Source organism: Acinetobacter bereziniae LMG 1003 = CIP 70.12, from assembly GCF_000368925.1.
Taxonomy (GTDB): domain Bacteria; phylum Pseudomonadota; class Gammaproteobacteria; order Pseudomonadales; family Moraxellaceae; genus Acinetobacter; species Acinetobacter bereziniae.
This window is the reverse complement of the sequence record NZ_KB849756.1, coordinates 1,525,948-1,538,423: the sequence shown is the minus strand read 5'-3', so window position 1 is coordinate 1,538,423 and position 12,476 is coordinate 1,525,948. Positions and strand designations below refer to the sequence as shown.

Genomic DNA, 12,476 nt, shown 5'->3' with positions numbered 1-12,476 from the left:
TTTTTTTGTCCTAGATAGACTTTAGGTGATTAGACTTTCGGACTATCGACCTGATATTGATTAATATTTAATATTTATCAGTTGATTATTAAAAACTATCATTCATCTTTATTTTAATCTATCTGGATTGTGAAGTTTCTTGTAAACAAACTTATATCCTTGTCTAGCAATTAATCTGTCTGAGCATAAAGCGGATCTGTTGGTTTTGTCATTATTATTGATGGTAGGCTTTCTTGCGAAACAAAGCTTTGCTTTTAAAAATTCATATATAAAGATAAAAGGTTTATTTGGGGAATAAATGATTGAAATCATATCACTTGTACGAATACTCAGACGATTTGGCTATAGAGATGTTACTGCGCAAAAAGTCGCCCCTTATCTTTAGACAAAACTTATAAAAAAACTCAGCGCTGTAGGACACAACGCTGAGTGTTTAAAGTTTCAAAAATGCGATTAATGACGAATTTGACCGTCACCCAATACAATCCATTTTTGCGAAGTTAAGCCTTCGAGTCCAACTGGACCGCGAGCATGGATTTTATCAGTTGAAATGCCGATTTCAGCGCCTAAACCATATTCAAAACCATCTGCAAAACGGGTAGAAGCATTGACCATCACTGAACTAGAGTCTACTCGTGTTAAGAATTGGCGTGCCAAACTGAAGTTTTCAGTGATGATCGCATCGGTATGATGGGAACCATATTTATTGATATGTTGAATGGCTTCTTCAATCCCTGTCACAATTTTTACTGCCAAAATTGGACCAAGATATTCTTCATACCAATCTTCTTCACTTGCCGGTTTTACGATATTGCCTAAGATCTTTTGAACTTTGATACAACCACGTAATTCAACCTGTTTTTCCGCATAGAGCTCGGCAATACGAGGTAAAAATTCTTCCGCGATGTTTTCATCGACCAATAAAGTTTCCATGGCATTGCATACACCATAACGATGTGTTTTCGCATTTAATGCGATTGGCAGTGCTTTGTGAAGGTCTGCCTGAGCTTCAACAAACACGTGACAATTACCATCCAAGTGTTTAATCACAGGGATTGTTGCTTCATTGCTAATACGTTCAATCAGACCTTTCCCACCACGTGGTACGATGACATCGACATATTCAGACATCGTGATCAACTGACCAACTGCTGCACGATCAGATGTATTGATGACCTGTACACACGTTTCAGGTAATCCTGCTGCTTTTAAGCCGTGTTGAATGGCTTGAGCAATTGCCTGATTTGAATTCAGTGCTTCAGAACCGCCGCGTAGAATGATGGCATTGCCTGATTTAAGTGCTAATGACGCTGCTTCAAGGGTTACATTTGGACGTGATTCATAGATCATACCAACGACACCTAAAGGCACGCGCATTTTACCGATTTGAATTCCTGTTGGACGAAAAGCCAAATCAGTAATTTCACCAATTGGATCTACAAGACCTATTACATCTTTTAAGCCTTGTAACATGCCTTTGAAGCGTGTGGGGTTAAGTTCTAAACGATCAAGTAATGCGCTATCTAAATTGTTGTCACGACCTTTGGTCATGTCAATTTGGTTAGCAGCTAAGATTTGCGGTTCACTATTTTCCAAAGCAGTATAAATAGCAGATAAGGCATTATTTTTTACAAGTGTAGTCGCACCTGCCAAAGCACCAGCGGCTTGACGGGCTTGAATTCCTACAGTTTGCATATACTGTTCAATTGAATCTTGCATAGCAGTTTATTTGATCGTTTAAAAATTTCCCTTTGATAGTAGCAGTCTAAGCAAAGGCAAGGAAGTATTTCATTGAAATAAACTTATTTACCCCGCGCATAGCTACTAAATATCTTGCAATGTTTTTGCCATTTAAACTGGACAGACGGTCAATTTAGCGATTGCGTATAAATCACACATCTGTAAGAATGAAACAATAAGGACATTGATGTGATACAGAACATATACGTATCACAAATTTGAAAGAATAATGAGGGTCGAAATCTTGCATATTAAAAGAATAAAGCAAGGATGGAGGAAGGATATGAATTCCATTATCCAAATGGACACAGAATCACACCAATCTTTATCAAGCTTTGGTTTTTTCGACATATACCATAAAAATAGTTTCAAACAGGAACCCAGGACAACTTGGATCGATGGTTGGAAAGTTGAGTATATGGCGATTGCTGATGCACGAACTATTCACAATACCCCGATTGTGATTGTGGGAGGAGCATTTCAAAATTTTAACTCCTATAAATATTGTGTTGAGCAATTCTTTGAAAGTGGTCCAGTTATTCTCATTGATCTACCCTCTATGGGAGCGAATCAGCAAATTACCAATATCGATTCTGGTCTATCTGCGGGTACTTTGGAACTGCCTGATCTTTCACGTATGTTGGGTCAGTGGCTAGATATCGTGAATATTCAAAAAGTTGCTGTTGTTGGTATTTCCCTAGGATCGGTGATCGCCTCCTTTTTTGTTGACCAACGTCCAGAACTTGTTGAAAAGATGATCTTAATGGGCGTCATGCAGGAAACTCGTAAGAGCTGGCGCATGTTATTGGAAGAGTCTTTAATGTTGATGAAAGAGCAACGGATGGACGAATTTGGTCAAGCCGTTATTCTTTATTTGGTCAATCATGCCAAACTCGATAAAACTCGAATGTCGCCTACCGCGAAAAGATTGTTCTTTAAGCAAATGGCTGAGTTTTCAAATACAGAACAAGAACGTTATGAAATCAACTGCAATCGTTTATTACGTTTGAGCCACGTTCCTGTTCCACGTGTAAATACACTGGTGGCATGCGGTCAGTATGACAGTTTTACGCTGCCCCATGAAAATGCTCATTTTGCTTTGCAATGCCCAGATATGCAATTTGCCATGATTGCCAATGCGGATCATGTGCCACAATTGCAACGCCGTAAAGAAACCATGAATTTATTTACGACCTATTTGCAAGGGAAATCTATTCAGGGATTGGATGGAATTATCAATTTAACACGCGAGCAAATGCATAATATTGAACGTCGTGGTGAGGCTCGGATTCATGTGCTTGATCCACAACGTCAATTAACGCATCGTCATTCTAATAAAGTGATTCCCGTTCACATTGTTGATTTAAATTATTTTGGACTTTTAATGGATCTTGATCATCTGCCTGATTTGAGTTTTGTGAATGAACATACTCGAGATTTGGCATTGAATCTGAGTGATGATGAGGGCGAATTTGCAATTGAGTGTCTAATTTTTGAAACTTGTGAAGATGGTGTTCGTGCATTATTTAAACATGGTAGTTTTGAAAATGCAGATCGTTTGTTACGCTTTATCACTCGCCAAACTCAAGCCCAGACCTATAGGGTTGAAGATACCGCTTTAGCTTAATGAGGCAATAAAAAACCAGTTCAATGTTAACTGGTTTTTTTATATTTTATTTCTCACTTTTTATAATTGTGCATCAACTACCCACACTAAGTCGCCATGATGTTCTTCAGGATTTTGTTGATGATCTGGATTGAAGTAAAGGCGAGGTTGAATCACTTCAACCTTTTTAAAACCTGCTTCAGAGATAAAATGTCTGACTTGTTCTGGAGAGATAAAATGAAAAGTAAAGGCACTTCTAGACATCAATTTCAGTAGTTTGCTGCTGTTCCAGATAACGGCAGCCAATTTGTTTTTGACAGGTTCAGGATATAGGTCGGTGAGATAGTGTAAAGCTTTAAAGCCTTGCCCATAATTTGCTATGGATTGGATCAATTGTTTTAAAAGGTCTTTGTTAAAGTAATTGATTAAGCCTTCACTGATCACAACGAGGGGTTTCTGAGGATCAAAAACTTTGAAGGCATTTTGAAAGTCTTGGGTAAATAAGTCGACTGATAAAACCACTGGGCTGGCGGGATCTATTTGTTTTAATGCTGCTTGTTTGGTTGTTGCCATCTCAGGCAAATCTAATTCACGATAATCGATTTGAGCGTATTGTTGTCTAAACCACCATCCACGTGGAGATAATCCAGCAGCAATTTCAAGTACTTGTAAATCAGGGAATTGTTCAATCAATTGATGTAAACGATTATCCAAGATGGTGTGACGTTGTTTTAACGTGGTGCGCATACTGCCACCAACAAATTTTTCGCCCCAACTTTCGATGGGATGCGCAATCATAGCCAGTCTTTTGCCTTTCGCTGTTGCAAGCAAAGGATGGGAAATCCCCATTTGATACCAAATATAGCCTGTATAATGTGCGGTAAATGAAATATGACGATGTTTTGAAAGTTGTTGGTCTGACATAGTTTTCCTTAACTATTATTTTTTTAATTGGGACATCAAATATGGCAACACAAATTATAAATTCAACGGTTGCCTGATGTGTTCTTCCTGATTTCCATATAGGACTTTACAGTGCCTTTTAAGCCACGCTGAAAAATGAAAAATATTTGCACACTATTCATCGTGTTATCTTAGCGAGCATAACGCAAGACTAATAAACTTAAAATGCCCTCCCTACAATCTGCTATGCGTTGTGGGAGGAACTTTATCTATCTTTTTAAAGAGAATTTCTAAATTCTTCAATGACTTTTTTGACAGTTTTCCATTCATCACCTAAATCAAATGATTCACCGATGATGATATTGGGAATTTTGCCGCGCATACGTGCTAAACGTGTTTGGTTTGGTAATGGTAAGTTCTCAATACCTGCCAAAGCAATACATGCGGATTCACGATTATTACAAACGAGTCCCATATCACAGCCCGCTTCGAGTGCTGCACGAATACGAGCATCTGCACCTCCAGCAACACAAGCAGCCTGCATACTCAAGTCATCTGAAAAGAGAACACCATCAAATTTTAAAGTTTGACGTAATACTTTTTGAATCCAGTAAGCGGAGAATCCAGCAGGGTTTGGGTCAACTTTTTCATAAATCACATGAGCAGGCATGAGGGCATCCAATTGCCCCTGAAGTTGGATAAAACTCTGCATGTCATTGTCATAAATGTCTTGGTAATCTCGTTGATCAATTGCCGCAGCCACATGTGAATCTGCTTTGACCGAACCATGACCAGGGAAGTGTTTACCCGTGGTTGCCATACCAGCACGTTGCATCCCTTTCATAAAAGCACTTGCCAATGGAACAATATCTTGCACATTTTCAGCAAAAGCACGATCACCAATCACATCACTGATGTCATTGATATCCAAGACTGGAGCGAAACTAAAGTCAATCCCAACAGCAAGCACTTCAATTGCCATCAACCAGCCACATTGCTCAGCCAATGCTATGGCTTTTTCAGGTTGGCTTAAGTAAAGTTGACCAAAATGCCCCATGGCTGGAAGCAAAGTAAAACCATTTTTTAAGCGTTGTACACGACCACCTTCTTGGTCAACTGCAATTAAAATGTCTGGGCGAATTTTACGCATATGGTCAGTCAAGGCACGGACCTGAGCAGGAGATTCTATATTTCTTGAAAATAAAATCATGCCACCGACTTGCGGAGCGCGTAATAGTTCAATATCTTCTTGAGTAAGTTCTGTGCCTGCAATATCAAGCATCAATGCGCCGATCATAGGAATCCACGGTTGTATTTATATAAACTTGGAAACAATACCCGATTTCTGCAATGATTTGCTACATTTACTCAGTACAGATTATGCTAAAACTACACAACACACACAGATAAAATCGTTTAAGATGTTGAAACTGTTGAGTTCAGATTGAAAAACGATAGAGAAATTGGAAAACCCAAGGAAATATTAAGAATTTATGAAAATTCAAACTCTCGCTTGCGCTATAGCACTTGCAACAGGTGGTTTGTTCTTCACACATACCATCAATCAAGCAATGGCGGAAACCAATGCTACAAACGTTGCTCAATCGCTTCATCCTTCACAAGAACAAGCACTTGTGACTCGTCAATTGGCAACATTAATTGATCGTCAGCATTATTTAAACATGCGTTTAGATGCCAATACATCCAATCGTATTTTAGATATGTATATTGATAGTCTTGATCCTGAACATACGTTATTTTTAGCTTCAGAAATTGAACAATATAAAAAGCAATATGGCGCAACGTTAGGTGCAAAACTAAAAGCGGGTGATTTGTCTGGACCTTTTGCCATTCATGCACATTATCGTGCACGTTTAAAAGAGTTTTATGAATTTGAATTGGCTGAACTGAAAAAAACACAAAACTTAAATCAGCCGAATGAATTTATCGATACAGACCGTGAAAAAGCTGCATTTTTTGGTAGTAAAGCTGAATTACAGAATTATTGGCGCAAAATGCTGGTTTCGCAGTTGATTAATCTCACTATTGCAAAACAAGAAGATCAAGCTAAACAAAAAGCATTGAAAGACGATCCAACGCTTGCCAACGGGCAAGATTTAGCTGCATCTGAAGATCTAACGCCTGTTCAGACCTTAACTAAACGTTATACACGTCAATTGGAACGAATCGGTCGGACTAAGAGCGATGATGTGCTTGAACGTATCCTCAATGCAATGACATTAACCTATGATCCACATAGTAATTATTTCCCGCCTGTTGATGCGATGGAGTTGAATCGCCAAACGACCTTACAACTTGAGGGGATTGGTGTGTCCATTCGCCCTGAACGTGGCAATGAGGACTATACGAAGATTGAAACCATCGTAGATGGCGGACCTGCAAGCAAAACAGGACAAGTGAAGTCGGGTGATCGGATTATTGGTGTTGCCCAAGATGGCGACAAAATGGTTGATGTGATTGGCTGGCCAAGTTCTGAAATTGTTGGTTTGATTCGTGGTAAACGTGGAACCAAAGTTTCTGTGAAATTACTCGGCGCTGGTGCTTCGATGAGCCAAGCTCGCGTTGTGACCATTACTCGTGATGTTATCCAAGAAGAAGATGCTGGTGTACGTTCACGTACAGTTGAAATCAACCGTGATGGGCAAAAACATAAATTTGGTGTGTTAGAAATTCCATCATTCTACTTGAACTATCGTGCTCGTCGTGCAGGTACAGAATATCGTTCTGTATCTGAAGATACCAACAAAGCATTAAAAGCACTGGCTGCTCAAAATGTAGAAGGGATTATCATCGACTTGCGTAATAACCCAGGTGGTTCTTTAGAAGAAGTTGCCAAAATGATTGGGCAAGTGATTAAAGAAGGACCTGTCGTCCAAATTCGTGATGGTAATGGCAATGTCAGCGTGTTTGAAGACACAGATGGTGGTGCACAAACCTATGCGGGTCCTTTGGCTGTACTGGTGAATTTAGCTTCTGCATCCGCAAGTGAAATTTATTCTGCCGCACTTCAGGATTATGACCGCGCCGTGATTCTGGGAAGTACCACCACAGGCAAGGGAACTGCACAAGTTCAGTTGGATAGTTTGGCTTATGGTCAAGCAACATTGACACAACGTAAGTTCTACCGTGTTACGGGTGGAAGTACACAAAATAAAGGTGTGATTCCTGACATCAAACTGGTTGACATCTATGATGAAGAGTTCGGCGAGCGTAAAGCGAAGAATGCTTTGAAATGGGATACCATTCCAACAGCACCATTTAAGCGTGAAGGTTCAATTCAACCTTATGTGGCGCAACTCGATCAAAAATCTAAGGTGCGTGTAAGTCAGGACCCTCAATTTCAATATCTAGAAACACGTAAAGCAATTGCTCAAGAAACCAAAGATCAAAAACGTATTTCTTTGGATATTGATAAACGTAAAGCAGAGTTGGTTGCGCTTGAAATGAAAACTTTAGCTGCTGAAAACAAACGTCGTGCTGCGACAGGCTTGAAACCTTATTCTAATTGGGAAAGCTATCAAGCCAGTTTAGATGCATTGGCAGAGTCCAGAGCTAAAATGAAAGCAAATCAACGTCCAGCGTTGCCTGAAGAAGAGACTTTTGTGAATGAGGCTGCTAATGTGTTGCTCGATATGTCACATTTGAAAAGTAAATAATGAATGACCTTAAAATAGGTTGACAGTGATTTTATATAAACGCCCGATGAGCTTCATAGGGCGTTTATATTTTTAGAAGAATCTAATTTTTTATATAGTCTAAATTGATGTTTTTATAATATTTTTAAATATCTGGTATTTTGATTGATGGGCTAAATTTCATTTTTCAAAATATAGCAAAATCACCTGATTATTCATACAAAGATTTTGATTTCTATCCTTGCAAATCTATTTAACCTTTAGGTGAAAAATATGACATTGAAAGCTTATATCATCTAGCAACGTATTCTTAACGTTCATTTTATTGATCAAGAGAAATGATATTTTGTTGTATGCATTTTTCAATAGATTGACTAAAGCATTCGTTTTACTGTCCAAGCATTTTTTCTATATCATTTTGCAATAGTCTATCTGCTAAATAACATCAATTGTGATATTTCTGGTATAGCACCAGATATTGCTTAAACAGGATTCTAGATTTTGATCAACATGATCAATGAAAGGGCAGAATTTTGATATTTGGAGAAGCACTTTAATTAACGTGAGTTCGATGCAACCAAATCTTCAACTTAATTTGAATAATTTCACTTGACGTTCGAGACGGTATCTTTTCTTTCGGGATGAGGAGCGAAGCTCCGCAAGGGCAACCATCTTGCGCAGCATCATCGCTGCTCACCGCAAAACTCGTCAACCACCAGCAACACATTCAATCAGTCGCAGAAACAATACTTTATAAAAGTAGTCCTGCCTCAAACAACTGCGGATGACGTTTCCGAGTATCATATTTCATCAAGACTTTTTATCGAACTCAGGTTAATTAAACTTGATGAACAGTTTCTCTAGCAACTTATTCAACATATGAGATCATGGTTTTTTTGAAGATGTGCCTATTAGCCAGTTCTCGGTTTAAATTGTTTGTTACTTTGTCGGTTGAGGGGCAGTTATACCATCCATCCGGAGTCATTCTGTTTTGATCAACATCATGACTCTCTGCTTTAGGATCGCTTGTTTTAGGATGGGGGTTTTTGATGTTACCAGTCATGATGGTCTATGGGTCAATCAAATAATCAAACTTTGCGCATCATGTTCAATGAATGATTCTATGGTCTACACATACCCTCTTGTTACAAGCTGAAATGGTTTAAAATCTTGATCAAACAGGTTGAATGCGTTACGCAAGCAACTCAACCAAAATTTGTTCATAAATTTCAGCCAATGGCTCTAGTTCATCAATATTCACGTGTTCATTAACTTGGTGGATGGTTGCATTAAGTACGCCCAATTCAAGTACTTGTGCGCCAGTTGGAGCGATAAAACGTCCATCAGAAGTACCGCCACTAGTGGAAAGCTCGGTGTCGGTACCTGTTACGTTTTTAATGGCAGTTCGTGCGGCATTCACCAATTCACCTACAGGTGTCAAAAATGGTAAACCTGAAAGTGTCCATTCAATATCATAGCTCACTTGATGGCGATCAAGTATCTCTAGCACACGAGCTTTGAGTTGATCTGCTGTGACTTCAGTGGAGTAGCGGAAATTAAAGGTTACTGTCATTGTACCTGGAACAACATTGGTTGCGCCTGTACCTGCTTGAATATTAGATACTTGGAACGAGGTTGCAGGGAAGTATTCATTGCCGTTGTCCCAAACAGTATCACAAAGTTCTGCTAAGGCTTTGGATGCGGTATGAATCGGATTAATTGCCAAATGGGGATAGGCAACATGACCTTGTTTACCTTTCACTGTCAAGACGGCATTCAATGAACCACGACGTCCATTTTTAACGATGTCACCAAGGGTAGAAGTGCTTGAAGGTTCACCAACCAGACACCATGTCATTTTTTCATTACGGGCTTCTAATGTTTCGACCACTTTGACAGTACCATTGATTGAAGGACCTTCTTCATCAGAGGTAATCAAAAAAGCAATAGAACCCTTATGGTCAGGGTGGTTTTTAACAAAACGTTCAGAGGCAACCACCATTGCTGCCAAGGCTGTTTTCATGTCGGCACTACCGCGACCATAGAGCTTACCATCGCGGATTTCTGGTAAAAATGGATCTGATTGCCAAGCATCTAAATGACCTGTTGGAACAACATCGGTATGACCTGCAAAGCAGAAAACTGGCGAGCTAGTTCCACGTCTTGCCCAAAGATTGTCTACATCTTCAAAACGCATATTTTCAATATTAAAACCAATTGCAGACAAACGATCTGCCATGATGTTTTGGCAATTGTGATCTACAGGTGTCACAGAGGGTTGACGAAGAAGCTGTAAACTGAGTTCTAAGGTATCCGAACGATTCATGGACATTGATCAAGTAAGAAAATTGAACAATATAATAGAGGAAGATAAAACTGAATGAAAACCCAAAAGCAGAGAAAGTCTAAAAGCTTTTAAATAAGCATGAAAAAGCCTTATCTGTGGCAGATAAGGCTTTCCAAAAATCAAATTTTGGTGGTTGTGAATTACATCTTATTTTCAACTTTTTCTGCAGAATTCGTAACCGCATCCCCCGCTTTAGACACATCCTTACCAACACCTTTAAAAGTGTTACAGCCAGACAAAACAAAAGCGAATAACATTGAAACTGCTAAAATTTTTTTCATTACTATCTCCGTGTTTCACGCGTTAATTACATTTATACTATACGAAATTATTTGAAATATATCGTTATGCTTTTATGAGTGGATTCGTAAAGCACTGTATGAAAAACGTGAATAATTAAGTCTTTGTGTCAAGAGAAGACAATAAAGGTGCTTGGCGATACATATAAAATTGCTGGGTATGATGGTCATGGTACAAGCCATTGCACCACCATTTAGCAGTTGTTGAACTTTGTTTCAAATCTGGACAAATCCATTCATGTCGCTGTAAGCGATATAAACCTTGTTCAATGTGCTGTCCCCATTGTCCCAATCTACGTTGTTGATTAATCCATGAAGGGAGTGGGGCGGTGTGTCTAAAATAGGGGATATACAATTGTCCTTTGAGTACAGCCCATTTTTTTTCGATGTTTCGATCTAAAACTTGGCTAAATTGAAATTGTTTTTCAGAGAAATGATTTAATTTACGAAATAAAGTATCACTACGATTTAAGCCATACCAACGTGCTAAATGTAAATCTGCTTCACCTAAATAGTATTTTAAAGCAACTTCCCAATGCTCAATTTGTTGGGTTAGACGATTTAACACCAAAAAATCAATTTCTCCTTTTGTATGTTTTCCCTCAATGATTTGAATACTATGTTGAATCAGTTGGTAATGTGGATTGGCTTCATCTTGTAACCAAAACCAGAACAAATATTCAAAACGTAAACCTAAACGCGTACTTTTGAGTTGTTGAACAAACTCAATTAATGTTGTTGGATTTTGGTCCAATTCATCTAAACGTGTTTGATAGGCGAGAAATTGTTGTTGCCAAAACTCAGTATTATGTAATTCAAAATGATGGTGAATCTGCAATTCATCAGGGAGTGCTTGAATAATATTTGGACTGGCAATGCAAAAAGCCAATTGACGGACAATCGGATGTTGATATTTCAACCAGGGTTCAAAATAATCTGTCATTGCATCACATTTCAGGTTGAAACTTAGGATTAAATAAAGAGAGCATAATGTGGTGATTCAAGCAAAGAAGCTTATCGAGATGCAAGTTTAATTTGTTGAGTATCGGAAATAATGAACAACATGATTCTAAAATAAAATGAGCAGTGTCGTTTGAAAATATACAGCGTATATCATTTGAACGTTATACTGGGTTGTGCGTAGATTGAGTGAAGCTATGAAAATTTTGTTTTGGCGAACATTGGTGGTGTTATTTATTGTGCTTGGATTTATTGGCGCATTATTACCTGGAATGCCAACCACAGTTTTTCTTATTTTAGCTGCATGGGCAGCCTCAAAAGGTTGGCCTCAAGTTGATGCATGGTTAATGAATCATCCTAAATATGGTGCAACACTTCGAGCATGGCGAGAGAATGGTACTGTGCCACGTAAAGCGAAATGGATTGCCAGTATCATGATGTTGATCAGTGGCATTATCATGCTCTTTACCAATGCACCTTTGGCCGTCAAAATTTTCACTGATCTCACGATGTTTATTGTCGCAGTCTGGTTGTGGTTACGTCCTGAACCTCGTTCTGTTTTAACGGGGAAGCAGCAGGACCAGCAGTGATTGGGTAGATTTTAAATATGCCCAATCCTCTAAAAGAGTTTTAAAGTCGTCATACAATAAAGCTGTAATACTGGAAATATCACTTAACCTACGAATGAAAGACAATAATAGCTGTTGAATGGATATTTGATAAATAGATAAATAATAAACAAAAAAGAATAAATTAAATTAAAATGATCTATTTTTTAATCACTCACGCCTAAAATACTTAAAACATAGAGAAAAGCGTTTGACACACAGTAAAGATTCTCTATAATGCACCTCACAAACGATGAAGTCGTTAGGGCGCTTAGCTCAGTTGGTAGAGCGTCTGCCTTACAAGCAGAATGTCGGCGGTTCGATCCCGTCAGCGCCCACCAAGCTTTAACGTTGAAT

General features: G+C 38.7%; 9 protein-coding genes and 1 tRNA gene. 4 read left to right on the top strand and 6 right to left on the bottom strand.

The genetic code is table 11. From position 1 onward, the window contains the following. Positions 1-453: 453 nt before the first annotated feature. Positions 454-1,719, bottom strand: coding sequence for a glutamate-5-semialdehyde dehydrogenase (locus F938_RS16945; protein ID WP_005033719.1), 1,266 nt, complete (start codon positions 1,717-1,719; stop codon positions 454-456). A 304-nt stretch (positions 1,720-2,023) separates the two neighbouring features. Here F938_RS16945 and F938_RS16940 point away from each other — a divergent pair, with 304 nt between their 5' ends. Then, positions 2,024-3,367 (top strand): alpha/beta fold hydrolase, encoded by a 1,344-nt coding sequence (locus tag F938_RS16940; RefSeq protein ID WP_004830150.1) that lies wholly within the window; start codon positions 2,024-2,026, stop codon positions 3,365-3,367. 60 nt (positions 3,368-3,427) lie between these two features. Here the strand turns inward: F938_RS16940 and F938_RS16935 are convergent, their stop codons facing one another. Continuing rightward, complete coding sequence (locus F938_RS16935) at positions 3,428-4,270, bottom strand: class I SAM-dependent methyltransferase (RefSeq protein ID WP_004830149.1); 843 nt, start codon at positions 4,268-4,270, stop codon at positions 3,428-3,430. A 256-nt stretch (positions 4,271-4,526) separates the two neighbouring features. After that, complete coding sequence (nagZ, locus tag F938_RS16930; protein WP_005033716.1) at positions 4,527-5,546, bottom strand: beta-N-acetylhexosaminidase; 1,020 nt, start codon at positions 5,544-5,546, stop codon at positions 4,527-4,529. Between the two features lie 196 nt (positions 5,547-5,742). Here nagZ and F938_RS16925 point away from each other — a divergent pair, with 196 nt between their 5' ends. Then, the gene (locus tag F938_RS16925; RefSeq protein ID WP_004830147.1) at positions 5,743-7,926 is read left to right on the top strand and encodes a carboxy terminal-processing peptidase; all 2,184 of its coding nucleotides are present in this window, start codon (positions 5,743-5,745) and stop codon (positions 7,924-7,926) included. Positions 7,927-9,097: 1,171 nt separating this feature from the next. Here F938_RS16925 and dapE read toward each other — a convergent pair. The 3 genes from dapE to F938_RS16910 form a co-directional block, all read right to left on the bottom strand. Then, positions 9,098-10,231: a succinyl-diaminopimelate desuccinylase gene (dapE, locus tag F938_RS16920; protein WP_004830145.1), complete on the bottom strand. Its 1,134-nt coding sequence runs from the start codon at positions 10,229-10,231 to the stop codon at positions 9,098-9,100. Between the two features lie 161 nt (positions 10,232-10,392). After that, positions 10,393-10,533 (bottom strand): entericidin A/B family lipoprotein, encoded by a 141-nt coding sequence (locus F938_RS16915; protein WP_004830144.1) that lies wholly within the window; start codon positions 10,531-10,533, stop codon positions 10,393-10,395. A gap of 115 nt (positions 10,534-10,648) precedes the next feature. After that, positions 10,649-11,494 carry a DUF1853 family protein gene (locus F938_RS16910; RefSeq protein WP_005033711.1) on the bottom strand — a complete coding sequence of 282 codons (846 nt, stop codon included), beginning with the start codon at positions 11,492-11,494 and terminating at the stop codon, positions 10,649-10,651. Between the two features lie 214 nt (positions 11,495-11,708). Between F938_RS16910 and F938_RS16905 the strand changes: the two genes are divergently transcribed. Both F938_RS16905 and F938_RS16900 read left to right on the top strand, forming a co-directional pair. After that, positions 11,709-12,101: a YbaN family protein gene (locus F938_RS16905; protein ID WP_004830140.1), complete on the top strand. Its 393-nt coding sequence runs from the start codon at positions 11,709-11,711 to the stop codon at positions 12,099-12,101. A gap of 283 nt (positions 12,102-12,384) precedes the next feature. Continuing rightward, positions 12,385-12,460, top strand: a tRNA-Val gene (locus tag F938_RS16900). Positions 12,461-12,476 lie beyond the last annotated feature (16 nt).

Coding starts and splice junctions, on each gene's coding strand:
- F938_RS16945 (WP_005033719.1), bottom strand. CDS start 1,719: ATGCAAGATTCAATTGAACAGTATATGCAAACTGTAGGAATTCAAGCC.
- F938_RS16940 (WP_004830150.1), top strand. CDS start 2,024: ATGAATTCCATTATCCAAATGGACACAGAATCACACCAATCTTTATCA.
- F938_RS16935 (WP_004830149.1), bottom strand. CDS start 4,270: ATGTCAGACCAACAACTTTCAAAACATCGTCATATTTCATTTACCGCA.
- nagZ (WP_005033716.1), bottom strand. CDS start 5,546: ATGATCGGCGCATTGATGCTTGATATTGCAGGCACAGAACTTACTCAA.
- F938_RS16925 (WP_004830147.1), top strand. CDS start 5,743: ATGAAAATTCAAACTCTCGCTTGCGCTATAGCACTTGCAACAGGTGGT.
- dapE (WP_004830145.1), bottom strand. CDS start 10,231: ATGAATCGTTCGGATACCTTAGAACTCAGTTTACAGCTTCTTCGTCAA.
- F938_RS16915 (WP_004830144.1), bottom strand. CDS start 10,533: ATGAAAAAAATTTTAGCAGTTTCAATGTTATTCGCTTTTGTTTTGTCT.
- F938_RS16910 (WP_005033711.1), bottom strand. CDS start 11,494: ATGACAGATTATTTTGAACCCTGGTTGAAATATCAACATCCGATTGTC.
- F938_RS16905 (WP_004830140.1), top strand. CDS start 11,709: ATGAAAATTTTGTTTTGGCGAACATTGGTGGTGTTATTTATTGTGCTT.